The 22,378-nt window shown below is 65.0% G+C and carries 24 protein-coding genes and 1 riboswitch; of the genes, 13 read left to right on the top strand and 11 right to left on the bottom strand.

Features of this window, described 5'->3' with window-relative positions; all coding sequences use genetic code 11:
- Nucleotides 1-13: 13 nt before the first annotated feature.
- The 4 genes from dmpE to G3O06_RS15160 all read right to left on the bottom strand — a co-directional run bounded on the left by dmpE (nucleotide 14) and on the right by G3O06_RS15160 (nucleotide 4,831).
- Nucleotides 14-796, bottom strand: a complete 783-nt coding sequence (gene dmpE, locus G3O06_RS15175; protein ID WP_205816590.1) for a 2-oxopent-4-enoate hydratase — start codon at nucleotides 794-796, stop codon at nucleotides 14-16.
- A gap of 109 nt (nucleotides 797-905) precedes the next feature.
- On the bottom strand, nucleotides 906-2,288 hold the full coding sequence (locus G3O06_RS15170) for a DUF1329 domain-containing protein (RefSeq protein WP_174970044.1): 1,383 nt from the start codon (nucleotides 2,286-2,288) through the stop codon (nucleotides 906-908).
- A 40-nt stretch (nucleotides 2,289-2,328) separates the two neighbouring features.
- The gene (locus G3O06_RS15165; RefSeq protein WP_205816589.1) at nucleotides 2,329-3,894 is read right to left on the bottom strand and encodes a DUF1302 family protein; all 1,566 of its coding nucleotides are present in this window, start codon (nucleotides 3,892-3,894) and stop codon (nucleotides 2,329-2,331) included.
- Nucleotides 3,895-4,051: 157 nt separating this feature from the next.
- The gene (locus G3O06_RS15160) at nucleotides 4,052-4,831 is read right to left on the bottom strand and encodes an SDR family oxidoreductase (RefSeq protein ID WP_205816588.1); all 780 of its coding nucleotides are present in this window, start codon (nucleotides 4,829-4,831) and stop codon (nucleotides 4,052-4,054) included.
- 137 nt (nucleotides 4,832-4,968) lie between these two features.
- Between G3O06_RS15160 and G3O06_RS15155 the strand changes: the two genes are divergently transcribed.
- The 9 genes from G3O06_RS15155 to G3O06_RS15115 all read left to right on the top strand — a co-directional run bounded on the left by G3O06_RS15155 (nucleotide 4,969) and on the right by G3O06_RS15115 (nucleotide 11,486).
- Nucleotides 4,969-5,805, top strand: a complete 837-nt coding sequence (locus tag G3O06_RS15155; RefSeq protein WP_205816587.1) for an alpha/beta hydrolase — start codon at nucleotides 4,969-4,971, stop codon at nucleotides 5,803-5,805.
- 67 nt (nucleotides 5,806-5,872) lie between these two features.
- Nucleotides 5,873-6,661 carry an SDR family NAD(P)-dependent oxidoreductase gene (locus G3O06_RS15150; RefSeq protein ID WP_174915524.1) on the top strand — a complete coding sequence of 263 codons (789 nt, stop codon included), beginning with the start codon at nucleotides 5,873-5,875 and terminating at the stop codon, nucleotides 6,659-6,661.
- Nucleotides 6,662-6,699: 38 nt separating this feature from the next.
- A complete protein-coding gene (locus G3O06_RS15145) occupies nucleotides 6,700-7,449 on the top strand; it encodes an electron transfer flavoprotein subunit beta/FixA family protein (RefSeq protein WP_205816586.1) in 750 nt (249 codons plus the stop codon).
- A gap of 16 nt (nucleotides 7,450-7,465) precedes the next feature.
- A complete protein-coding gene (locus tag G3O06_RS15140; protein ID WP_205816585.1) occupies nucleotides 7,466-8,410 on the top strand; it encodes an FAD-binding protein in 945 nt (314 codons plus the stop codon).
- Nucleotides 8,411-8,413: 3 nt separating this feature from the next.
- Nucleotides 8,414-8,941, top strand: coding sequence for a transferase hexapeptide repeat family protein (locus G3O06_RS15135; protein WP_174982526.1), 528 nt, complete (start codon nucleotides 8,414-8,416; stop codon nucleotides 8,939-8,941).
- A gap of 98 nt (nucleotides 8,942-9,039) precedes the next feature.
- Nucleotides 9,040-9,288, top strand: coding sequence for a hypothetical protein (locus tag G3O06_RS15130; protein WP_174970050.1), 249 nt, complete (start codon nucleotides 9,040-9,042; stop codon nucleotides 9,286-9,288).
- Between the two features lie 275 nt (nucleotides 9,289-9,563).
- On the top strand, nucleotides 9,564-9,863 hold the full coding sequence (locus G3O06_RS15125) for a hypothetical protein (protein ID WP_085037508.1): 300 nt from the start codon (nucleotides 9,564-9,566) through the stop codon (nucleotides 9,861-9,863).
- A gap of 190 nt (nucleotides 9,864-10,053) precedes the next feature.
- Nucleotides 10,054-10,698, top strand: coding sequence for a DUF1326 domain-containing protein (locus G3O06_RS15120; RefSeq protein WP_174915595.1), 645 nt, complete (start codon nucleotides 10,054-10,056; stop codon nucleotides 10,696-10,698).
- Entirely contained in the window at nucleotides 10,695-11,486 is a 792-nt protein-coding gene (locus G3O06_RS15115) for a DUF2182 domain-containing protein (RefSeq protein ID WP_205816584.1), read from the top strand. Before G3O06_RS15120 ends, G3O06_RS15115 begins: the two co-directional genes overlap by 4 nt.
- Nucleotides 11,487-11,581: 95 nt before the next feature.
- On the opposite strand, the gene G3O06_RS15110 is transcribed toward G3O06_RS15115, so the two are convergent.
- Nucleotides 11,582-12,046: a cupin domain-containing protein gene (locus G3O06_RS15110; RefSeq protein WP_174970052.1), complete on the bottom strand. Its 465-nt coding sequence runs from the start codon at nucleotides 12,044-12,046 to the stop codon at nucleotides 11,582-11,584.
- A 356-nt stretch (nucleotides 12,047-12,402) separates the two neighbouring features.
- Here G3O06_RS15110 and G3O06_RS15105 point away from each other — a divergent pair, with 356 nt between their 5' ends.
- Nucleotides 12,403-13,785: a collagen-like triple helix repeat-containing protein gene (locus G3O06_RS15105; RefSeq protein WP_205816583.1), complete on the top strand. Its 1,383-nt coding sequence runs from the start codon at nucleotides 12,403-12,405 to the stop codon at nucleotides 13,783-13,785.
- A 122-nt stretch (nucleotides 13,786-13,907) separates the two neighbouring features.
- Here G3O06_RS15105 and G3O06_RS15100 read toward each other — a convergent pair whose 3' ends face one another.
- A complete protein-coding gene (locus G3O06_RS15100; protein WP_205816582.1) occupies nucleotides 13,908-14,369 on the bottom strand; it encodes an Lrp/AsnC family transcriptional regulator in 462 nt (153 codons plus the stop codon).
- Between the two features lie 116 nt (nucleotides 14,370-14,485).
- Here G3O06_RS15100 and G3O06_RS15095 point away from each other — a divergent pair, with 116 nt between their 5' ends.
- The gene (locus tag G3O06_RS15095) at nucleotides 14,486-15,118 is read left to right on the top strand and encodes a LysE family transporter (protein WP_205816581.1); all 633 of its coding nucleotides are present in this window, start codon (nucleotides 14,486-14,488) and stop codon (nucleotides 15,116-15,118) included.
- On the opposite strand, the gene G3O06_RS49060 is transcribed toward G3O06_RS15095, so the two are convergent.
- The gene (locus tag G3O06_RS49060) at nucleotides 15,115-15,252 is read right to left on the bottom strand and encodes a DUF6331 family protein (protein ID WP_241020003.1); all 138 of its coding nucleotides are present in this window, start codon (nucleotides 15,250-15,252) and stop codon (nucleotides 15,115-15,117) included. The two genes, G3O06_RS15095 and G3O06_RS49060, sit on opposite strands and share 4 nt — an antisense overlap.
- On the opposite strand from G3O06_RS49060, the gene G3O06_RS15090 reads away from it, so the two are divergent.
- A complete protein-coding gene (locus G3O06_RS15090) occupies nucleotides 15,211-15,657 on the top strand; it encodes a hypothetical protein (protein ID WP_346779527.1) in 447 nt (148 codons plus the stop codon). The two genes, G3O06_RS49060 and G3O06_RS15090, sit on opposite strands and share 42 nt — an antisense overlap.
- 274 nt (nucleotides 15,658-15,931) lie before the next feature.
- The gene (locus G3O06_RS15085) at nucleotides 15,932-16,609 is read left to right on the top strand and encodes an NUDIX domain-containing protein (protein ID WP_205816579.1); all 678 of its coding nucleotides are present in this window, start codon (nucleotides 15,932-15,934) and stop codon (nucleotides 16,607-16,609) included.
- A gap of 415 nt (nucleotides 16,610-17,024) precedes the next feature.
- Here the strand turns inward: G3O06_RS15085 and G3O06_RS15080 are convergent, their stop codons facing one another.
- The 4 genes from G3O06_RS15080 to G3O06_RS15065 form a co-directional block, all read right to left on the bottom strand.
- The gene (locus tag G3O06_RS15080) at nucleotides 17,025-17,870 is read right to left on the bottom strand and encodes a GNAT family N-acetyltransferase (RefSeq protein ID WP_205816578.1); all 846 of its coding nucleotides are present in this window, start codon (nucleotides 17,868-17,870) and stop codon (nucleotides 17,025-17,027) included.
- Between the two features lie 114 nt (nucleotides 17,871-17,984).
- Nucleotides 17,985-18,554 (bottom strand): YdeI/OmpD-associated family protein, encoded by a 570-nt coding sequence (locus G3O06_RS15075; protein ID WP_205816577.1) that lies wholly within the window; start codon nucleotides 18,552-18,554, stop codon nucleotides 17,985-17,987.
- Nucleotides 18,555-18,777: 223 nt separating this feature from the next.
- Nucleotides 18,778-20,706, bottom strand: a complete 1,929-nt coding sequence (locus tag G3O06_RS15070; protein ID WP_205816576.1) for a TonB-dependent receptor — start codon at nucleotides 20,704-20,706, stop codon at nucleotides 18,778-18,780.
- Between the two features lie 341 nt (nucleotides 20,707-21,047).
- Nucleotides 21,048-21,241: riboswitch (cobalamin riboswitch) on the bottom strand.
- Nucleotides 21,242-21,330: 89 nt separating this feature from the next.
- Nucleotides 21,331-22,305, bottom strand: a complete 975-nt coding sequence (locus G3O06_RS15065; protein WP_346779526.1) for a helix-turn-helix domain-containing protein — start codon at nucleotides 22,303-22,305, stop codon at nucleotides 21,331-21,333.
- Nucleotides 22,306-22,378: the final 73 nt, after the last annotated feature.

The following is a 22,378-nucleotide window of genomic DNA, read 5'->3' as shown; positions in this document are numbered from 1 at the left end:
CAGGATTCTTCCTTTAGATAAAGCGGACGTCGCAGCTGCCGATGCCGGAGATATGCATCGACAGCGCGTCGCCGGCCGTGACCGGAATCAGTTTCGCGAGCGAGCCGGACAGCACGATCTCGCCGGCGAGTAGCGGCACGTCGTACGCGGCGAGCGTGTTCGCGAGCCACGCGACCGCATCGGCGGGATGGCCGAGCGCCGCGTCGCCGCGTCCTTGCGCGACTGGCTCGCCGTTCTTGTCGATCGTCATCTCGCATGCGGCGAGATCGAGCGTGTGCGGATCGACGCGCGCGTCGCCGAGCACGTACACGCCGCACGATGCGTTGTCGGCGACGGTGTCCTCGATGCGGATCGCCCAGTCGCGGATGCGCGAGTCGACGATCTCGAAGCAGGGCGCGACAGCGGCCGTCGCGGCGATCACGTCGGTGCGGTCGATGCCGGGGCCGCGCAGGTCGCGCGCGAGGATGAACGCGATCTCGCCCTCGGCACGCGGCGCGATCAGCGAATCGGCGGAGATCGCTTCGCCGGCCGCGTAGTGCATGCCGGACAGCAGGATGCCGAAATCGGGCTGGCGCACGTTCAGCATGTCCTGCACGGCCTGGCTCGTCACGCCGATCTTCTTGCCGACCACGGCCTCACCGTGTTCGACGCGGCGTTCGATGAAGCGCTGCTGGATGCGGTAGGCGTCGTCGAGCGACAGGCGGCGCGGGCGGCTCGACAGCGGCGCGACCGGCGCACGCGCGTGCCACGCGGCGTACAGCTCGTCGCCGAGCGTCGTATGCAGGCGGGAAGACATGAAAGGGCCCTCGAATCTCGAATGGAAAAGGCCGCCGTCGCGGGCGGCGTCGGGCGCCGGAGCGGGGCTCCGGCGCGTGGGTCGCGGGCGTGCCGCGTCAACAGGTTGCTTAGTTACCCGAACTGCGGATCGCGTCCGGCGAGAAGTACGCCTCGTTGAACTGCGGGCTGTTGTCGAGTTTCGGCATCGGGCCTTCGTTCGTCAGGCGGTCGGCCATGTACGCGCCGGAGATCAGGTCGTGGTAGAACACGACGCCCGGGTAGAACACCTTCGCGTCATACGCATACAGCGTCGTCGCGACGTTGGTGCGCCACAGCTGGCCGCGCGCGTCGTAGTTGTCGGCGAGCAGCGTCATCCACGAATCCTCGTCGATGTACAGCACGCGCTTCGCATACTGGTGACGGTAGTTGCTCTTCAGCGTCGCCTGCAGCACCCACACGCGATGCAGCTCGTAGCGGAGGTACGACGGGTTCTCGTGGCCCTTGGTCAGCAGGTCGGCGTACTTCACAGAGCTGTCCATTGCCTTGTAGTTGTCGTACGGCACGTAGATTTCACGCTTGCCGACGATCTTCCAGTCGTAGCGGTCGCCGGGGCCGTTGTACAGGCGGTCGTCGTCGACGGTGCGGAAGCCGCCCGGGCCCTGCGGCTGGTCATAGCCGTATTCAGGAGCCTGGCGCACGCGCCGCGTGCCGGGGTTGTACATCCACGTGCGCGACGAGTTGTCCGCGCCGGCCTTGTCCCAGTTCGTGAAGCCGACGATCAGCGAGCCGCGGTCGGACAGCGGCAGCTCCGTCGCGTTGCGATAGTACGTGCGGTTGTTCGCGTCGCTCTTCACGTCGAACTTGCCGGAGTTGCGCGGCGAGTAAATGTCGTAGCGCACCTTGCCCCACGCGATGTTGCCGTCCGAGTACACGACCGCCTGATCGTAGGTCGCCTGCTCGGCGCCGATCGCCGACGAGAAGCGCTGGTTCCACAGCAGCTCGGCGGCGGTCTTCGGGATCGGGTAGGGTACCGTCGGCGGCGCGTTCGTGAGGCCGTTCGCGTCGGACGTCATCGTCGAATCCGGCGCGTACGCACGGATGTCCTTGTAGACGGAATCTCCGTAGCGGAAGTCGCGATGGCTCGGGTAGACATTGATCTTGAACGTGGCCGGATAGCGTTTGAACATCGCCTTCTGGCCGTCGGTCAGGTGCTCGGCGTACTGCGCCATGTTTTCCGCGGTGATCGTCGCGACCGGCTTGTCGCTCGCGAACGGATCGGGGTAGCGGCTGCCGCGCTTGTACTGCACGTCCGGCGGCGTGCCGAGCCACTTGCCCGACCACTCGGGCACGCCGCTGTCCTTGCTCGCGGCGCGCACCGCGCCCATCGGCGTCAGCGGGCCGTCAAGTGCCTTCAGGTCGTCCGGCGTGACCTTCGGGAACGACGCCGTCGCGACGACCGCGCACGCGGCCATCACCGACGCGCGCAGGAGGGGGAGATGAATGCGTTTCATATCGGTCCTCATAGTGCTGAATGACGAGCGGCTGGGCCGCTCAGAAGTGGTAGGTCGCCGTGGCCAGCACGTAGTCGCGATCCGCGAGCGGGCGCGTGACCGGGTTCGGCGATCCGAGGAACTTCGCGTAGACGAGCGACAGCTGCAGGTTGCTCAGGCGCGTGAAGGTCACGCCGGCCGTCACGCGGTGGTCGCCCTGGCCCGTCAGCGAGCCGAGCGCGCCGGCGAGCGGCGACGTGCCCGTCAGGTCGTGCGTATAGGTCAGCGGCACGTCGAGATCCCAGCCGTTGAACACGTTCTTGTAGCTGAGCGTCCACGCGATCTCCATCGCGAGCGCGTTGCGCGAATTCGTGAGCGTGGTCGAGCCGTCGAGCTCCGAGATGCTGCCCGCATGCACGTACGTGAGTTCGCCGATCAGCGACTGCGAATTCGCGAGGAAGCTCGGCCCGATCGAGTAGATGCCGGACAGGTTGGTCTGCAGCACGTTCGCGCGGGTCGACTGCGGGCCCGTCGGCGTGTTGACGAGCACGGCCGCGCCCTGGCGGTACGACACTTCGCCCGCGACGTTCACGGGTCCGACCTGCGTCGAGAAGCTCGCGCCGGTCAGCTTGATGTTGCTGAAATACTTTTGCTGGTACTGGAGCGTCGGGAAGTACGTCGTGACGACGCTCGGGTTCATGTCGTTGTAGTGCAGGTGGTACAGGCCGAGCTCGGTGTCGCCGAGTACGCGAAAACGTGCGCCGATCCCCCACTGGTTGCGGGCGCTCGGCTTGTCGTCGGGGCCGCGCGGAATGATCATTCCGCCCGGGCCGATGATGAACTGCGCGCCGGGGCCCGTGACGTCCGAGTAGCTCCAGTACGTGCCTGGCGCGGTCAGGCGGTTCTGCTGGTACGAGAACTGGTAGTAGCCGAGCAGGCTGAAGTTCGGCGTGATCTGCCATTGCGTCGAGATCTGCGGCACCGGCAGCAGGATGTCCTTCACTTCGGCACCGGCCATGTACGACTTGGTCGCGTCGGCAGGCCCTTGCGCACCCGCGATGTTCGGGAAGAACAGGCTTTCACCCCAGGCGACGACCTGGTCGCCGACCTTCACGTTCAGGCTCGTCGATCCGATGTGGAACGTGTTGTACGCATACGCGGCCAGCAGCGTCGTGTGGCCGCCCGACCAGTAGCGCGCGTCGCTCGTGAAGTTGTTGAACTGGCCCGACTGGTTCACGGTGCCCGGCGCGTCGTTGTAGTTCGGGCGGTGATACGCCTGGTCGTAGAACGTATCGGCACGCACGAACACGCCCCAGTCGTCGTGCTTCAGGTTCACTTCGCCGAGCAGGCTGACCTGGTTCTCGATCAGCTTGTTCTTCGCGAAGTTGCGGTCGCCGTCGTCGCCGTTGATGTTCGCCGGCGTGAGGAGATTGCCGCTCGGTGCACGCGTACGCATGCCGAGGCCGTAGCTGAGCGTGAACGTGTAGTCCAGCGTCGTGTCGGCGCCCAGCTCGATCGTGCTGCCTGCGTGTGCGCTGGGCACGGCGCACGTCAGCAGCGCGGCGGCCAGCGTCGACAGCGTGGCGGTTGCCCGCTTGTCGGTACGGCGCGAAATCCGTTGATGCATGGTGTCTCCTCTTGGGGGTATCGACGACGGTCGACTGTGTGTGTTGTCGTGAGAGGCAGAGTAGGGAGATCGCGGTAGCAGGGAATCGTCAAAATGAACTAGATGACTTCCCTAGGACTCGCGAGCAATTCGCACCGTATGGTTGGCAATGCGCGCATCAGCGCGCGGCCGCCTGCGCAGCCGACAGGAACGCGGGCCGCTCGCCGCCGCCGTCGAGCCGCAGGTTCGCGCCCGACGTGTACGACGCTTCGGGCGATGCGAGGAACAGGCACGCGGCGGCAACGTCGTCAGGTGTCGCGAGCCGTCCGGCGGGAATCGTCGCGCGGATCGCGTCGAGCGCATCGTCGTTGCCGTAGTGGCCTTCGGTAGCCGATTCCGTCTGCACGAGGCTCGGGCTGATCGCGCATACGCGCACGCGCGGCGCCCACTCGACCGCGAGCGACGTGACCGCGTTGATGAGGCCCGCTTTCGCGGCGCCGTACGCGGCCGTGCCGGGCGAGGGCCGCGATGCGCTGACGCTCGCGATGAACAGCATCACGCCGCCTTCGGGCTGCGGCTGCATGATCGCGTTCACGCGCTGCGCGAGCTGCAGCGGTGCGATCAGGTTCAGCCGCACGATCGATTCGGTGAAGCGCGGCGACGCATCGGCCGCGAGTGCGAACGGCGAGCCGCCCGCGTTGTTGACGAGCACGTCGAGGCCGCCCGCCGCATCGCCGATCGTCGCGAGCATCGCGTCGACCTGTTCGATGTCGCGCAGGTCGGCCGCGACGAATGTCGCCGTGCGGCCGCCGGCCGAAGGCAGCGTGTCGGGTGCACTGCGTCCGCAGACGAACACGCGCGCCCCCGCCGCGAGAAACCGTTCGGCGATGCGCCGCCCGATGCCCTTGGTGCCGCCCGTCACGAGCACCGTCTTGCCGCTGTAGTCGAATCCGTTCATCGTTGCCTCCGTTTCGGTGGGCCGATGATAGGAAGAAGCGCGCGCGGCTTCGTAGTCTGAAAGGATGATGCCGACAGGCGCCGGCGGCGCAATCATCGTGGCAGACATCCATCGAACGACGAAGGAGACAACCCGCGATGACGATCCCCACGACGACGCCGGCCGGCATCTTCACCGACGCGCCGGGCGGCCTGCGCCTGCACCACTACGAGGCGGGCGAAGGCCGGCCCGTGGTGTTCATCCATGGCAGCGGCCCGGGCGCCAGCGGTTTCAGCAACTTCAAGCACAACGTGCCCGCCTTCGCGGCGGCCGGCTATCGCGCGATCGTCGTCGACCTGCCCGGTTACGGGCAGTCGTCGAAGCCCTCCGACGTCGCCTATACGCTCGATTTCTTCGTCGGCGCGCTGCATGCGCAGCTGACCGCGCTCGGCATCGGGCCGGCCGTGCTGCTCGGCAACTCGCTCGGCGGCGCGATCGCGCTGAAGTACGCGCTCGACTACCCGGACGAAGTCGACGGGCTGATCATGATGGCGCCGGGCGGCGTCGAGGATCGCGACACCTATTTCCGGATGGAAGGCATCCAGCGGATGGTGAAGCTGTTCACCAATCGCCAGATGAATGACGACACGATGCGCGAGTTGCTGACGCTGCTCGTGCACGATCCGGCGATCGTCACCGACGCGCTGGTCGCGGAGCGGATGAAGGTGTGCGTCGAACAGCCGACCGAAGTGCTGTCGACGATGAGCGTGCCGAACCTGACCGGCGCGCTCGGCGACCTGCGTACCCCGGTGCTCGGTTTCTGGGGCACGGACGACCGCTTCAATCCGGTCGGCGGCGCGCTGAAGTTCCTCGAACGCTGCCGCGATGCGCGCTTCGTGCTGATGAACCGGTGCGGCCACTGGGTGATGGTGGAACACGCCGACTATTTCAATCGGGAATGCCTCGATTTTCTTGCGACGCGGAATACGCGATAACGCTGGATGCCCTTGAGGGCTGGCCCCGATGCGGGCGGGCCCGTCTGAACAAAACCATGGAGACGACATGAAACTCATCGAAGACCTGTTCGACCTGCGCGGCAAGGTGGCCGCGATCACCGGCGGTGCACGCGGCATCGGCGCGGAGACCGCGCGCACGCTGGCTGCCGCCGGCGCGAGCGTCGCGATTCTCGACGTGCTGTCGCAACCGGCGGAAGCGCTGGTCGAGGAAATCCGCGCGCAGGGCGGCCAGGCCGCGTTCTGGTCGCTCGACGTGACGCACGAGGCCGATGTGGCGCGCGTGTTCGGCGAGATCGTCGCGCGCTTCGGGCGCCTCGACGTGCTCGTGAACAACGCGGGCATCGAAGGCCACAACGTGCCGACGCACGAGCTCACGCTCGCGCAATGGCAGCGCGTGCAGGACGTGAACGTCAACGGCGTGTTCCTGTGCACGCGTGCCGCGATTCCGCATATCGACGCGGCCGGCGGCGGCTCGATCGTGAACCTGTCGTCGATGTACGGGATCGTCGGCGGGCCCGACGTGCCCGCGTATCACGCATCGAAGGCCGCGGTACGGATGATGGCGAAGGTCGACGCGATGCTGTACGCGGCGAAGAACATCCGTGCGAACTCGGTGCATCCCGGCTATATCCGCACGCCGATGCTCGAGGAAGCATTCCGCCAGATGGGGCAGGACCCCGATCGGGCCTTCGAGTACATGCAGACCACCGTGCCGATGGCGAAGATCGGCAGCCCGCGCGACATCGCGGCCGGCATCCTGTATCTCGTGTCGCCGGCAGGCCGCTACGTGACGGGTGCGGAGCTCGTGATCGACGGCGGATTTACCGCGCGCTGACGCGACGCGGCGCACCCAACGGAACAGGAGACAGGCAGTTGAAAGCGCTCGTGGCAGTAAAGCGCGTGGTCGACGCGAACGTGAAGGTCGGCGTGAAATCCGATCGGACGGGCGTCGACATCGCGAACGTGAAGATGTCGATGAACCCGTTCGACGAGATCGCGGTGGAAGAGGCCGTGCGGTTGAAGGAGGCCGGGGTCGTGATCGAAGTGATTGCCGTGTCGGTCGGCGTCGCGCAGGCGCAGGAAACGCTGCGCACGGCGCTCGCGATCGGCGCGGATCGCGCGATCCTCGTCGAATCGAATGAAGGCGTCGAGCCGCTCGGTGTCGCGAAGGCGCTGAAGGCGCTGGTCGACAGGGAGCAGCCGCAACTGGTGATCCTCGGCAAGCAGGCGATCGACGACGATTCGAACCAGACGGGCCAGATGCTGGCCGCGCTGGCGGGTTTGCCGCAAGCGACGTTCGCATCGAAGGTGGTGGTGGCCGACGGCCGTGCGACGGTCGAACGCGAAGTCGACGGCGGCGCGGAAACGCTGTCGCTTCAACTGCCCGCAGTCATCACCACCGACCTGCGCCTGAACGAGCCGCGTTACGTGACGCTGCCGAACATCATGAAGGCCAAGAAGAAGCCGCTGGACGTCGTGAAGCCCGACGAGCTCGGCGTGGATGTGACGCCGCGTCTGAAGGTGCTCAAGGTGAACGAGCCGCCGAAGCGCGCGGCCGGCGTGAAGGTGCCGGACGTGCAGACGCTGGTCGCGAAGCTGAAGACCGAAGCCAAGGTGCTGTAACAGGGAACGCAAGGAAATGACGATTCTGGTGATTGCGGAACACGGCAACGCGTCGATCAAGGCCGTGACGCTGAATGCCGTCGCTGCCGCACAGGCGCTTAATGCTGCGGGCGGCGGCGACGTTCATGTGCTGGTCGCGGGACACGACGCGCAGGCGGCGGCCGACGCAGCGGCGAAGATCGCCGGTGTGTCGAAGGTGCTGCTGGCCGATGCGCCGCAGCTGGCCGACGGTCTGGCCGAGAACGTCGAAGCGACGGTGATGAGCGTCGCGAACGGCTACTCGCACATCGTTGTGCCGGCCACGGCCTACGGCAAGAACATCGCGCCGCGCATTGCCGCGAAGCTGGATGTCGCACAGATCTCCGAGATCACGGCGGTGGTGTCGGCCGATACGTTCGAGCGCCCGATCTATGCGGGCAACGCGATCGCGACGGTGCAGTCGGGCGATCCGGTCAAGGTGATCACGGTACGTGCGACCGGGTTCGACGCGGTTGAAGCGGAAGGCGGCAGCGCAGCGATCGAGAAGATCGAAGCGGCGGCAGATGCCGGCAAGTCGCGGTTCGTAAGCCGTGAAGTGACGAAGCTGGACCGTCCGGAACTCACGAGCGCAAGCATCGTCGTGTCGGGCGGTCGTGGCCTCGGCAGCGGCGAGAACTACACGAAGGTACTGGAACCGCTGGCCGACAAGCTTCAAGCGGCGCTCGGCGCTTCGCGTGCCGCAGTCGACGCAGGCTACGTACCGAACGACTACCAGGTTGGCCAGACCGGCAAGATCGTTGCGCCGCAGCTGTACATCGCGGTCGGCATCTCGGGCGCGATCCAGCATCTGGCCGGCATGAAGGATTCGAAGGTGATCGTCGCGATCAACAAGGATCCGGAGGCGCCGATCTTCAGCGTGGCCGATTACGGCCTCGTCGGCGATCTGTTCACGCTCGTGCCGGAAGCGGCCGCGGCGCTCTGACCGATGCCGCTGTTCGAGTTCAACGGGATGCGGCCGCGCGTCGATCCGTCCGCGTATGTCGATCCGAGCGCGGTCGTGATCGGCGACGTGACGATCGGCGCGCGCTGCTACATCGGTCCGCATGCGAGCCTGCGCGGTGACTTCGGCGCGATCGTCGTCGAAGACGGCAGCAACGTGCAGGACGGCTGCGTGCTGCATGTCGGGATCGGCGAGACGTGCCGGCTCGGCGTCAACAGCCACATCGGCCACGGCGCGATCGTGCATGGCGCGACGCTCGAACCCGACACGATGATCGGGATGAATGCGGTCGTGATGGATGGCGCAACGATCGGCGCCACGACGATCGTCGCCGCGTGCGCGTTCGTGAAGGCCGGCTACGATGTGCCGCGCGGCGTGCTGCTCGCGGGCATGCCGGGGCGCGTCGTGCGGCGGCTGAGCGACGCGGAGATCGAAGCGAAGGCGAACGGCACGCGGATCTATCAGCAGTTGGCGGCGGATTGCCTCAGGACGATCAGGCGGATCGACGGTTGAGCAGCGGGCATCCGGGCGAGCCAGGATGCGACGGATTGCCGGGCGGGTTGCCGTTGCCGTAAGATCGGCACAGGCTTTTCCACCGGCATCCGCGTCACATGAAAAAGAACGTCCTTTTGCGGCTCACAGTCATTGCGTCGGCTTTTGCCGTCTACAGCGTTTATATGCACATCCAGCAGTTCATCAGTGGCTGCGTGTGGGTCAGGGGCCATCAGCGCTGCAGTTTCGAGAACAGCACGAATTTCGAAGGCTGGATGGATCTCGACCTGATGATCGCCTGCTGCTGGGTCGCCGCGGCCGTGGTGGGCTGGATTTCCGTCGTGCAGGCCGCGAAGAAGCCGGGTTGAACGCTGGCGCTTCTCTCACGTAAAACCGGTCGCTGTCAATCCGTGACAACGATCATCCGTGCGGCATCGCCGCAATCGTCAGTGCCGCACCCGGATCCCCGCGTCGCGGGGCAACCGGCCAACAGGATCGCGTCCGGTCTGTCGACGCGCCGGTCGGCGCAGACGCCGGTACGCGCCTCGCCCTCCATCCTCCGCCATCGGCTGTCGTTGTGCTTTTTCCTTCCGTGCCGGGATAATGATCCGGCGTCGCGCACGCCGCGCGAGGGGAGGCTCCCATGCAATTTCCGACGGGATCGGTGGTCGCGCTCAGTTCGGCCGCCGCGACGATGTTTTCGATGGGCATGCTGTTTCTCGGCTACTGGGGCTGGCACGAGCCGCTGCCTTGGCGGTTCGGCGACTACATCGTGATCCTGCCGGCGCTGGCCGGATTCGCGTGCCTCGTCAGCGTGCCGTTTCTCGCCACATCGCCGATGAAGACACCCGACGACGAGTCGCGGATGTTCGTCGCGCGGCGCGTGTTTCTGTGCGGCGCAAGTGCGTTGTGGTGTGCGATCGTCGCGTCGCTGGTCGTGTGAGATCCGTGCAGGATTAGCATGAGCCGACGTCCGCCGGCGTGGTCTTGCACGAGCGTGTCGAAACGTCTTCCACGAGCGCTCGACGGACGGTTTTCATGCGTCGATTTGGGCCGCCATGACGGCTTTGATTTCCCCGGTGCCGTGCACTAGATTCGAAACATTCATGTGTAACCGAGCGCGAGGTGAAACCATGACGCCATGGGAGATTCAGGGCACCGAATTGATGAATTGCAATTGCTCATACGGTTGCCCGTGCCAGTTCAATGCGCTGCCGACCAACGGCAATTGCGCGGCGATGGGGGCGATTTCGATCGACAGCGGCCACTACGGCGACGTGGTGCTCGACGGCGTCAGGATTGCGGTCGTGTTCGAGTGGCCCGGGGCGGTCCACGAGGGCCGGGGCCGGTGCCAGCCGATCGTCGACGAGCGCGCCAGCCCGGCGCAGCGCGAGGCAGTGCTGAAGATCATGACTGGTCAGGATACCGATCCGTTTGCGACGATGTTCTCGGTCTACGCTGCGACGCTCGAGCAGGCGTTCGATCCGATCTTCGCGAAGATCGATTTCGACGTCGATGTCGATGCGCGGCGTGGCCGGATTCACGTCGACGGCGTGTTCGATCTCGCGGGCGATCCCATCCTCAATCCGGTGACGCGTGCCGAGCATCGCGCACGGATCGACCTGCCGCACGGTTTCGAATACGAGCTGGCCGAGATCGGCTCCGGTACATCGCGCTCGCAAGGCCACATTCCGCTGACGCTCGACGGCACCTATGCGCAGTTCGCGCGACTGCACCTGAACAACCACGGGGTGGTCCGGCATCGCGTCGCCGCATGACTCCCGTCGACCACTGGCTCGGGCGCGAGCGCGTCATCACGCTGCTCGGCATGGCGGCGCTCGTCGGCCTGTGCTGGTTCTATCTTTGGACGGGGGCGGGAACCGGCATGTCGGCGCTGGAGATGACCACCGTCGCGCTCTTTCCGCATCGCCTGAAGGACGCGATGGGCGGCATGGATCCGTCGCTGCCGGCCGTGATCGCGATGTGGTGGGTGATGATGATCGCGATGATGACGCCCAGTGCTGCGCCGCTCGTGATGCTGTACCGGCGGGTGCTGCGGCAGCACGGCGTGGACGGGGCGGGTTCGGCGTTCACGTCGGTGTCGCTGCTGGCCGGCTACCTGGCCGCGTGGCTCGCCTTCTCGATCGGCGCGGCGCTGCTTCAGGCGATGCTGCAACCGGCCGGGCTGATCTCCGCGATGATGCTGTGGTCGAAGAGCGCCGTCCTCTCCGCGATCGTGCTGGCGCTCGCCGGGCTCTATCAATTCTCGTCGCTGAAACGCGCGTGCCTTCGGCAATGCCGGGCGCCGGCCGGGTTCCTGGTCGCGCACTGGCGTCCGGGCGTCGCGGGCAGTTTTCTGCTTGGCGTGCGGCACGGCATATATTGCGTGGGCTGCTGCTGGTTGCTGATGGCGCTGCTGTTCGTCGGCGGCGTGATGAATGTCGTGTGGATCGCCGCGCTGTCGTTCTTCGTGTTCGCGGAAAAGATCCTGCCCGGCGGCGAACGTATCGGGCGTGCGCTGGGCGTCGTGCTGATTGCATGGGCCGGGGTGACGTTGATCGTGTGACCGCCGTAGTGGGCAAGCCGGCGCGGACGTGCGGAATCGCTGTGTACGGGTGACGGCCGGCTGCGGCCGGTCTTGCGTCGAGCGATGCCGGTGTATCACTCAGGGGCGGTGCCGAGATCCACGAAAACCTTGTCGGCGCCCGCCTTGTACAGCCGCTTGCCGAGTTTCGGATAGTCGCACACGTCGTGTTCCGGCCGGTCGCCCGCCACGAGATAGACCAGCGGCAGATCGCCGGTATTCAGCATCGTGTGCGCGGCGCCGCCGCGCGGAAATCCCATGAAGTCGCCCGGGCCGATCGCACAGGTTTGGCCGTCGACGATTGCTTCGCCGGTTCCCGAAAGGACGTAGACGCATTCTTCCGCGTAGAGATGCCGGTGGTATTCGGTGGATTCGTGCCCGGGCATCAAGGTCATCAGATGGAAGCCGAGTTGCGTCAGCCCGGTTGCGTCGCCAAGCGATCGCTTCAGGCGGACGGCATTCTCGTTCAACGGATGAACGGAATGTTCCGGTTCCATCGCCGCGATGTCGGCGGCTTTCAGCACTTCACGCGGGGTGTTCATTGTCTTTCCTGTCCTGTCCGGGAATCGGGGCGGCAGTGGTGCGGCGAGTGTGAATTATGGGGGCTGGTGCTGGTGGCAGCATCGTTACGTGTGCCTGAAAGATGGCGACAGGGGCAGGACTGCGTCTTTTGCCACGCGATGCTACGTAACGCAGGGCTCGCGTTACGCACGCGTTACCCGGGGCGCAAGGCTTGATCGGCGCTGCGAGGTCGGGTGCGGATGCAGTGCGTCGCGCCCCGGACGGCCGTTGGGGCGCGGCAGTCCGGCATGGGTGTGAAGCCGTCGGGGATGCCGATCGCAATGGCACGATAGATGCTTGTCGGGATGATCGAGCTGAAAAGCGAACGGGGGCTTCCATGCAAAATCATTTCATCAAGGCGAACGTTGTGCTCGCTGCCATTGCCGCGGCTTGCGCACTGGCCGCGTGTGGCGGCAGCGATGTTACGGCGCCAAAGCCGAGTGGTAACAACATCGGAACGAGTACGAGTGGCACGGGTGGGACTAGTGGCACGAGCGGAACCAGTGGCACGAGTGGGACCAGCGGCACGAGCGGAACCAGCGGCACGAGCGGAACCAGCGGAACCAGCGGAACCAGCGGCACGAGTGGAACCAGCGGCACGAGTGGAACCAGCGGCACGAGTGGAACCAGCGGCACGAGTGGAACCAGTGGCACAAGCGGAACCAGCGGCACGAGCGGAACCAGCGGCACGAGCGGAACCAGTGGCACGAGTGGAACCAGTGGCACAAGCGGAACCAGCGGCACGAGCGGAACCAGTGGCACGAGTGGAACCAGTGGCACGAGTGGAACCAGCGGCACGAGCGGAACCAGCGGAACCAGCGGCACAAACGGAACCGGCGGTACGAGCGGAACCAGCGGCACCCCTGGCACGAACGGCATCATCAGCTCCGTCGGCGCGGTCGTCATGGACGCCGGCGTCACGATCAGCGGCGTGAGCCCGCCAGTGGGCAAGGGCGTGACCACCGGTCTCGGCAACACGGTCACGGGCGCGGGCACGATCATCCGCGACACGACGAACGCCGTGAGCAACGGCATCGGCCAAACCGGCTTCACGGCGAACCCCGTCGGCACGACGGTCGCCGGGCTGGGCTCCATCGTCGGCTCGGTCAGCAATCCGGTCACCGGCCTCAGCGATACCGTAAAGGCGCTCGGCGCCGGCCCGCTGTCGCCGTTGGCGCCGCTCACGACACCGGTCGGTGGCCTGCTCGACACCGTGGCCGGCGGCATCAAGACGGGCGGCACGATGCTCGGCTCGGCCCTTTCGTCGGGCCCGGTCCAGCAGGCAACTCAGGCGATCAGCACGGCGATTACACCGATCGTGACGACCGTCGGCCAGGTCACGCAGCAGGTCGGCACGGCGACCGGCCTCGGTCAGCCCGTCGCGGGCCTGCTCGGGCAGATCGGCGGCGCGATCACGTCGGCGGGATGGAAGGTGACGTCCACGTCGCCCCAGCCGCTGGTCAGCGGCGTCGGTGAACTCGTGCGCGCGGTCGGCAACACCGTGACCAATGCGGGCGGCCTCGTGAACCCGGGCGGCGCGAACGGTGCGGTGCCGGTCGCCGGCCTGGTGACGAGCGTGGTCGGCGGCATTCCGGCGACCGTCCACAACGGTTCCGCGACCGGCACGGGCGGTGGTTCACCGTTGGGTGGGCTCTCCAATCCGCTCGCGCCTGTTACGGGGCTGGTGGGCGGCCTGCTTGGCGGCTTGGCCGGCAAGTAGTCGATCGATTCCGATCGTCACGGCGGTAACCGGCCAAGCGAACCGCGGCCTCCGGTTGCCGCTGACCAGAATCGCTGGATGATCCCCTGCGGGAAGCGGATCGGACGGGGCCTCTCGATGCGTCAATCGCGGATGACGTCGCGCTGCGATGGCGGCCGCGCCAATCCGCGTGCGGGCAGCGGCGTCGACATCACGATCGACGTGCGTGTTTCGCCGTACAGGTTGATGCGTTCGATCAGTTGTTCGAGATGGGTCATGCTGATCGCGGCGAGCCGCAGCATGTACGAGTCCGCGCCCGTCACGTGATGGCATTCGACGACTTCGGGAATGGTCTCCAGCAACCGGAGGAATTTCGCTTTCGCCGGTTGCGACACCGTGATGCCGATCAGCGCGCTGACCGGATAGCCGGCCGCGGCAGGATTGATCCGGGCCGTGTAGCCCTCGACGACGCCGGTCGACTCCAGGCGCTTCACGCGCTCCGTCACCGCCGGCACCGACAGGTGCACCTGGCGCGCCAGTTCCGTGTAGCTGATGCGGCCGTTGGCCTGCAACAGCGACAGTACCTTCCAGTCCAGATCGTCCATCGAGGCGGGATTTTTTAAGGTGGAGTAGCCATTTTTCCTTAAAAACCGCATTCAGCGATGACGGGACTTTCCCTACGATGCCTGTTCCACCCGTTGCATCTCGCAAGGAGCAGGCGATGCTGTTCATCAAATCCGTCGTGATGGGGCTGTCGATCGCGGTGCCGGTCGGGCCGATCGGCATGCTGTGCATCCAGCGCAGCCTGAGCCGCGGTTTTCAGGCGGGATTCGCGACGGGCGTCGGCGCCGCATGCGCCGATGCGATCTACGGCCTGCTCGGTGCGCTCGGCATCGCGGGTATCGTCACGGCATTCCCGATGCTGACCGTCGGCCTGAAAATCGGTGGCGGCGCGTTTCTCGTGTGGCTGGCGTGGACCATCGCGCGCCAGGCGCCGGCCGCGTCGACGGCGCAGCGCGACCTGCCGCGCACGACCGTCCTGCGCGATTTCGTGACGACGTTCGGCCTGACGCTGTCGAACCCGATGACGATCCTGTCGTTCGTCGGGATCTTCGCAGCGCTCGGCCCGCTGTCGGGGGCGCGGCAAGGAGCGATGTGGCCGGCCGTGGCGTTGATGGTCGCCGGTGTGTTCATCGGCTCCGCGACATGGTGGCTGTGCCTGAGCGGTACGACCGCCGCGCTGCGCACGAAGATGTCGTTCGCGTTCATGCACGGGCTGTCGCGCGTGTCGGCCGCGGTCATCGCGGTACTCGGCGTGATCCAGGTGGTCGCGGGTGTGCGCGGTGTCATCTAGGCCGATGCGTCGCGCGTATCGCGTTGCAACCGGATGGCGTCGATCGTCGTCCGGATATGCGCGAGCAACTCGAGCACGACCGCTTTCCGGAAATACTGGTTCATTCGTGTGCTGACGACGAGATCGGACGGCAACGCGTCGATCGAACGCTGAACCGACAGCAGATCGTCGGCGAGTCGCGCCAGCGCATCGCGTTCCTACGTGCTCATCGCAGATGCCATTTCTTCCGGTCAGAAAACAAACGCGCCGATGCCGCAATATCCGGCGACAAGTCTGCCCCCAGTGCATCGATAAACGGCACGGTACCGGCCGGCAAGGTCGCGGCCGCCGATTGCGCGATCGCTAGCCAGTACGCTGCGGTCGAGCACGATCACACGGCGCGGAATCTCGTCCGCATGTGTGCGGCGGCGCCGTTCGACGTGATCGGGCTGGCGTGCCATCTGGCCAGCAGGGAGATCAGGATCGCCGCCGCAGTGAACGACACGTTCGCCTCCCCTGGTCGCCAGACTGCATGTTATGGAGACGATCGCATTAGTTGAATGATATGCAGTTTTGTTAGCCAATTCATTTACGTCCTAATTGCTCAATATGATTGCGTTGCCAATGTGTAATTGAGTGTAATGGACGATGCGGGCGAGATCAGATATTCATGACGTGTGCAGACTTTCGTGCGTTGTGCTCAAGCTTATTCCTGTCGGAGAAATAAAGTTGTTGATCGTTTAAATTATTTGCGCGTCAAAGATGGCGTAATTGCCCATCAGGATAGTGGTGGGCTGGATGGCATATTATTTAACTTAAATATGGGAAATCATCATGTCTTCTGACCAGCAAGCTGTGCGCGAAGAGGGTGAGCCGTCTCTCGCGGTGTCGACGCCGTCTGCTTACGCAGTTCTATACGATAACGATCGTAAATTTCTCGTGGCGACGAAGGTTATGGAATCGTACTATTTTTTAAGTGGAGGTGCGGGATCCGTTTATTATAATGGATATAAACTTCCTCCTTCAAAAGGCCCGGGATTGAATGCGTTGCCCGGAGGAGGAGATAAAGAAAACAATCCCAGGGCATGTGCCCGGCGTGAATTTCGGGAAGAGACTGGAGTGGACTTGCCGCAGAGTACGGGATTTTACAAGGATATAGTCAAATCATTTGAAGGCGGAGCCTACTCGGGAGTGTATTTCCGTGCGGATCTTGGGGATGTGCGGAAGGTGGTTGACGAAATATCTCAAAAATCGCTTCCAAATTCAAAAAGAATTATTGCGGAAATAAAGAGCAAGAAATACACGAAATACGATCAGGTTATTGAGTTTGTTCGGAAAAATAATATTTCTCCATGGCCGGTGGATAATGAGCTGGAAAGGGTCGAGTGCTGGAATATCGCGGATCAAGCGACATGGGACAAAATCAAAAAGTGGGAAAGCAATAGTGCCATAAATTGGTATTATCACGTCCTCAAATACCTGCGAGTTGATATTTTTGGTCTGAAAGAGTAGGTGATCGATTTGGGCGGTGCGCTATTTCGTTATTGGCACGGGCGGAATCGGGCTAACGTAAAGCAGCTGTTGATGTCCGGGTAAACGCTGTAACCGGGGGCGGTTTCACAAAAAACCGGATTCAACGGCGAAAGTGCGAGGAGCGACCAGAGTCGGCAACGGCTGGAAGGCGGTAATCCAAGGGGCTCGCCTACCGGGAGCAAATGAGGTTGAGTGGCAACGCCGACGTATGGCCGAAACGGCGGCTCCAGCGCACGGCGAACCTTGGCTCGGGGCCAACACTTCCTGTCTCGTCGGGCGGCGGTTGGCCACGAGCCGCCATTCATCCGTGTGCCGGACAACGGCGAAAGCAGTCCCGTGATCCAGATCGAAGCGCGCTCCGCCGCCATCCCAGCATCCGCGATGCCCGTGACGATCACCCGAGTTCAAACGACGTCACCCCGAACACGCGGTCGATCGCAATCGCCGGCGCTTCTTTCGTGTACATCCGTGCGGTTTCGAACACGCTCGTCATGCCGTGGCGCTCCGCCAGCGCGACGGCCGCGGGGTTCGTTTCCGGCACGTCGAGCACGACGACCTCGCCGGGCATGCGTGCCGCGAGCGCGCGAAACAGCCCGGTGGCAACGCCTGCGTCGTCGGCGAACAGCGGGCCGATCTTGCAGCCCGCCTTGCAGCGGCGCACGACACCGTATCCGGCGACACGGCCGCCGTCGACCGTTGCGAGCGCAACGGCATCCGGTTGCGCGATCCAGGTGGACACGAAACGCTCGCGTGCCGACGGAAAGCACTCGCGATCGTAGGCAAGCAACTGCTCGAACGGCACGTCGGCCGCTGCCGCCGCGTGCGCGCATCCGATGCCGTCCACGCGCCCCTGATAGCGGATGTTGCGGTACGCGAGCGCGAACCCGGACTTCCTGTAGTTCGCCTGCTGGGCCAGGACACCATCGAGCCCGATGTTGCGGTCGCCGAGGTAACGCATGCCGTGTTGCCAGATTCGCATGCCGAAGCCTTGGCCGCGAAACCCGGGTTTGACGATGTAGAGGCCGATGAAGCCGAAGCGTTCGTCGTAGGCGACAGCGGAGAGGCACGCGACCGGTTCGCCGCGCCAGACGCCGACGAAGAACCCGGCCGGGTCTGCTTCCCTGAAACAGGATGGATCGTGCAGGCCGGGATTCCAGCCTTCCGCAGCCGCCCATTCGACCGACATGGCGACCTCGTCGGCCGACATGGTGCGTACGATGAAGTCTCCGCCTTGATCCATGGTTCACCCTCAGTCGCTGCGCTCGAGAGCGCGCGTTGCGTTACCGGCTGCCGACCCGAAGCGGCCATGACGGGTTATATGCCCAGTTTGGCAACCTCTCCGTCAGCGAAAAATCTAGGGATGGATGGTTTCGCCACGGTTCAGCATGTCGATGAATTCCCCGATTTTACGCGCCCGTGTTTCCGGCTTTTTGGCATTCTGTACCCGAAACAGAATGGCATAGCGGTTACGGCTGTTCAGCGTTGCGAAAAACTTCCTAGCGCCCGGATTGGCGTCCAAAGCGGCCTGCAGGTCGTCCGGCACGGTCGAATTGCTTGCCGACGTATAAGCGGCCTGCCAGCGGCCGTCCTTCCTGGCTTTCTCGACTTCGCCCATGCCGGGCGGGCGCATTCTGCCTGAGGCAATCAGTGCTTCAGCCCTGTCTTTGTTGAGTTGGGACCAGATGCTTTTTGCGGAGCGCGGGGTGAAGCGCTGTAACCAGTATTGCTCGTTCTCAGCCCGCTTTTGACCATCGATCCAGCCATAGCAGAGGGCGCTTTCCAGCGCCTGTTCGTAGGTGACGGTGCGCTGGCCGGTGCTTTTTTTCGCCAGACGCAGCCATGCTCCGGTCGAAGTGGTGCCGTTTTGCCCTAACCAGCTTTCCCATTCGATCTGACTGGTAAAGGTTAGCGCGCATTCGGTCATGTCACGGTCCTGAATGGTTGACTAGATGTGCGGGGAAGGCGTCCGCAGTCTAACAGCGTCGATACTGACATCAACGTCCGTGGCGGAACCAAAGACCGGCCCTTCGGTAGCCACTCGCACTTTGCCTGGTTAGGGTCGGAATCACCCGTTTCAACAATCCAGTGGCGCCCTTTTCCAAAGGGAGGCCTGACCACACCCTGCGCCAAGGCCTCCCCATCCCAAATCAGAACGTATAACTCACCTTCCCGAACGCCGTTCGCCCGAGCGTGTTGTACCCATACGCGGTCATGTACTGCCGATCGAACAGATTCGACACCGTTGCCGACACCGTCAGGTGCGAATTGATCCGGTACGACGCGCGCAGGCCCACCGTCAGATACGAAGGCAGATAGGTCGAGTTCGCCGGATCGTCGAACGTCGTGCCGCCATAAAGCAGCGACGCCCCCGTGCTCAACGCATGCAGGTGCAGCTCATCCCACGTGTGATCGATGTTGAGGCTGACCGTCTGGCGCGGCCGGCGGTTGAGCCACGAGTCGTTGGTCTCGTCCTGCGGATTCAGGATTCCGATCGCGAGGCTCACCGGCGTCGAGCGGCCGATCGTCCCCTTGTACGACAGGTCGATGCCGCGAATATGCGCGCGGCCGATGTTTATCGGCGAGAACGTCGCCGGGTTGTACGCGATCAGGTTGGTGACCCGCGTGTCGTAGATCGCGGCCGTGAACGTGCCGTACGACGTGTTCGCATCGACCGCAGCCTCGACCGACGTGCTGCGTTCCGGGCTGAGATTCGGATTCCCGTAGCCGGGGTAGTACAGGTCGTTGAACGACGGCAGCTTGAACGCATTGCCGTACGACACGCGTGCCGTATAAACAGGCGTGATCGCCCACGCCAGCGCCGCGTTGCCCGTATTCACCGACTGCCCGGCGATGATTTCATGACGCCCCGCGAGGAACATCGTCACGCTGCCGAGCGTCGCCGACTGATGCAGCGAGAACGCGGAATCGTTGCGCGTCGGCACGCCGCCCGGATTGTCGATCGGCAGGAACGCCTGCTCGCGCGTGAAGTCGTACGCAAGCTTGGTCTCACCCGATAGCGGCAGCCCGAACAGATGGAACCCGCGTTCCTGATGCGTCAGCGACGTCGACGTGCTGATGCGCTGCGAGTTGATCTGGTCGATCGGGATGGCCCGATTGCTCGCATAGAGGAACTGGCGATCGTTCGAATAACCGAACGACTGGTCGAACTGCGTATCGGGCGTGATGTCGAGGTGGAACGCGATACCGGTCGTCAGCTGATGATCGAGCTGACGGTTCGCATAGCCGCTGTTGTCGTAGGACAGATCGGACCGGTGATACAGCGCGAACGTCGAGATCGACCAGTTGTCGCGCGCGTAGCCGAGGCGCGCATCGAGATCCTGCGCATGGTACGGGTTGCGGCCATCCTCGTGGTACGGCAACACGGGGCGTGTCGAGTCGATACCGGCCGTGTTGTACGAGTGCAGGCCGAGCGAGTAGGTGAGCCCGCCGAGTGCGGCGAGCGGCCCGGTCGACGGCACCGTGCCCGACGTGCGGAGCTGCGTGTCGAACGTCTTGTTCGATCCGCCGCCGAACGACACGGTGGTCTGGTTCGGCTGGTTGGCCGCGCGGCGCGTGAAGAGCTGCACGACGCCGCCCATCGCATTGGCGCCGAACGACGCGGCGGCCGGCCCCGAAATCACTTCCACCCGTTCGAACGCTTCGGTCGGCAGGTCGGCCCATGGCGCGATGCCGGTGGTCGGCGAGCCGATCCGGATGCCGTCGATGAACACGGCGACCTGGCTGGCCGACGAGCCGCGGATGCTGACCGACGCCGACGAACCGGGTCCGCCGTTCTGCGAGACGGTCACGCCGGGCAGCGTCGCGAGCGCCTGCGTGATGCTCGGGTCGCTCGGCGACAGCCGGTCGAGATCGGTGCGCGTGAGCACCTGGGTCGTCGCATAGCGCTGGTCGAACGACTCGGGCAGCCGACGCGTGTCGGTCACGTTGATCGTCGGCAGGTCGGCGCCTTCGGCGGCCGGGGCCGGTTGCGAAACCGCGGTGTCGCCGGCGGCGTGGGCGAGGGGCGAGAGGAGCGCGGTCGCGGCGGACGTGGCTAGGAGGTGTCGAATCTTCATGAGGCTATCGTTGTCGTCGGGCTGCGCATGCGGCGATCGTGAGCGGGCGGCGGGCAGCGCCGGTCTTGTTATCGGTGATCGGGTTATCGGGCGACCGGGCCGAGCGGGCCGTTGTCGCCAGCGTCGGCGCGGCACATGCCGGCGGACGCGATCGGTAGGGAACGGCGCGCGCGAGCGGGCGGGCCGTGCATGCCGGCGGCATGCCGGCGCGACGCTCCCGGTGCGGAAGCGGATGCGGTAACAGTGGACATCGGGCGGATCCTGAGGTCGGGCCGTCCATGCAACGGGCGACCGCCAACGGCGGTGCTTGGCGCTCCGGGACACCCCGCCCGGTGCGGCTGCTTGGACCTCGGGTCGATGGCAGGTCTCCTGGCTCGCGGGTCGTGATTCGCGCCGGCCTTCCCGGTTTCCCAGTGGCATGCAGTGGCACGGATTCGCCGCTCACAGTTGCGGGGGCAGCCGCAGATTCGAGGCGTGGCCTCTCCTGCGTTCCCTTTTGATCCCGTCTCCGGGAACCATCAGCGCGCAAGGGTAATGGCGTGCGCTCCGGCGCGTCAATTGTCCGGCTGCGCGCGGATGCGAAAAAACGTCATCGGCGAGCAAAAACTTTCGAAATCCTTTCTTTCATGCGTCGATGTCGCGTTTCATGTCTGATGAAACGGGGTGGTTCGCGGCCATGCGATCGCGCCTGAACCGGCTCGGCGCGACACCCGTCCACCTGACGAACGCGCGGCGAAACGCCTCCTCGCCGCCGAACCCGAGATGCGCGGCAATCCGCGCGACCGGCCAGTCCGACTCGCGCAGCCAGCGTTGCGCGGCCTCGGCGAGACACTGTTCCCGCAGCACGTGATAACCGCTTCCTTCGGCCACCAGCCGCCGCCGCAATGTCGCCTCGCTCACGCCCAGCCACGCGGCCAGATCTGCGAGCGCCGGCAACGCCTGCTCGTGCGCGAGCGCCGCATCGAGAAAACCGCGCACTTGCTGCGCCCACGACACGACGGCCGGTGCCGCATCGATCAGACGAAACGGAAAATCGACGAGAAACGCGTCGAGCTCGGCCGGCTGCCGGATCACGCGGCATTCGAGCCGCGTCGCATCGAATGCGAAGCCGTAGGTCTTGCGGCCGACCTCGACCGGCGCGTTGAACAACCCGAGCAGCGGCATCGCGTCGTCGCGGCGCGGATGGCCGAGCCATACGCCGCTCGGCCGCAGCGGCTGCCCGATCAGCCAGCCGAACAGCTGCAGATAGCAGAACAACCCCGTCAGGTCGACGAGGCACGCGGCCGGACTGCGCGTGCGGCGCAGCGAATCCATCCGGAACGACGCGCGCCCGTCGCGCACGGCGAGCGACAGCGCACCGGCGCGCGGCGTCAGCATCTCGCAGAATTCGCGCGCGCAGCGGATTGCGTCGGCCAGTGTCGCGCAGCTCAACAAGCAGCGGCACATCAGGTCGACTTCGCGCTTGCGCATCGGCGGGTGGCCGTCGCCGCGCGCGACCTGCGCCTCGAGCCGCTCGATCGCGTCGCGGTACAGCGCGACGAAATCGCCCGGCGTCGCTGCCGGTTGCGGCGGCTGCGCACCGCGGTCGGCAGGCGAGATCGGAATAGCGCAGCGTAGGGAAAGAGTGTGAGCTATCGTGTGTATCGTGGTGAGGGCCGTCTAAATAGAATAA

It is taken from the genome of Burkholderia sp. Ac-20345 (assembly GCF_017104825.1).
GTDB lineage: Bacteria > Pseudomonadota > Gammaproteobacteria > Burkholderiales > Burkholderiaceae > Burkholderia > Burkholderia lata_B.
The sequence above is the reverse complement of the archived record's forward strand: the minus strand, read 5'-3'. Positions and strand labels throughout refer to the sequence as shown.

Bases quoted from the DNA above. Each gene is read 5' to 3' on its own strand.
- dmpE (WP_205816590.1), bottom strand. From the start codon at position 796: ATGTCTTCCCGCCTGCATACGACGCTCGGCGACGAGCTGTACGCCGCG.
- G3O06_RS15170 (WP_174970044.1), bottom strand. From the start codon at position 2,288: ATGAAACGCATTCATCTCCCCCTCCTGCGCGCGTCGGTGATGGCCGCG.
- G3O06_RS15165 (WP_205816589.1), bottom strand. From the start codon at position 3,894: ATGCATCAACGGATTTCGCGCCGTACCGACAAGCGGGCAACCGCCACG.
- G3O06_RS15160 (WP_205816588.1), bottom strand. From the start codon at position 4,831: ATGAACGGATTCGACTACAGCGGCAAGACGGTGCTCGTGACGGGCGGC.
- G3O06_RS15155 (WP_205816587.1), top strand. From the start codon at position 4,969: ATGACGATCCCCACGACGACGCCGGCCGGCATCTTCACCGACGCGCCG.
- G3O06_RS15150 (WP_174915524.1), top strand. From the start codon at position 5,873: ATGAAACTCATCGAAGACCTGTTCGACCTGCGCGGCAAGGTGGCCGCG.
- G3O06_RS15140 (WP_205816585.1), top strand. From the start codon at position 7,466: ATGACGATTCTGGTGATTGCGGAACACGGCAACGCGTCGATCAAGGCC.
- G3O06_RS15135 (WP_174982526.1), top strand. From the start codon at position 8,414: ATGCCGCTGTTCGAGTTCAACGGGATGCGGCCGCGCGTCGATCCGTCC.
- G3O06_RS15130 (WP_174970050.1), top strand. From the start codon at position 9,040: ATGAAAAAGAACGTCCTTTTGCGGCTCACAGTCATTGCGTCGGCTTTT.
- G3O06_RS15125 (WP_085037508.1), top strand. From the start codon at position 9,564: ATGCAATTTCCGACGGGATCGGTGGTCGCGCTCAGTTCGGCCGCCGCG.
- G3O06_RS15120 (WP_174915595.1), top strand. From the start codon at position 10,054: ATGACGCCATGGGAGATTCAGGGCACCGAATTGATGAATTGCAATTGC.
- G3O06_RS15115 (WP_205816584.1), top strand. From the start codon at position 10,695: ATGACTCCCGTCGACCACTGGCTCGGGCGCGAGCGCGTCATCACGCTG.
- G3O06_RS15110 (WP_174970052.1), bottom strand. From the start codon at position 12,046: ATGAACACCCCGCGTGAAGTGCTGAAAGCCGCCGACATCGCGGCGATG.
- G3O06_RS15105 (WP_205816583.1), top strand. From the start codon at position 12,403: ATGCAAAATCATTTCATCAAGGCGAACGTTGTGCTCGCTGCCATTGCC.
- G3O06_RS15100 (WP_205816582.1), bottom strand. From the start codon at position 14,369: ATGGACGATCTGGACTGGAAGGTACTGTCGCTGTTGCAGGCCAACGGC.
- G3O06_RS15095 (WP_205816581.1), top strand. From the start codon at position 14,486: ATGCTGTTCATCAAATCCGTCGTGATGGGGCTGTCGATCGCGGTGCCG.
- G3O06_RS15085 (WP_205816579.1), top strand. From the start codon at position 15,932: ATGTCTTCTGACCAGCAAGCTGTGCGCGAAGAGGGTGAGCCGTCTCTC.
- G3O06_RS15080 (WP_205816578.1), bottom strand. From the start codon at position 17,870: ATGGATCAAGGCGGAGACTTCATCGTACGCACCATGTCGGCCGACGAG.
- G3O06_RS15075 (WP_205816577.1), bottom strand. From the start codon at position 18,554: ATGACCGAATGCGCGCTAACCTTTACCAGTCAGATCGAATGGGAAAGC.
- G3O06_RS15070 (WP_205816576.1), bottom strand. From the start codon at position 20,706: ATGAAGATTCGACACCTCCTAGCCACGTCCGCCGCGACCGCGCTCCTC.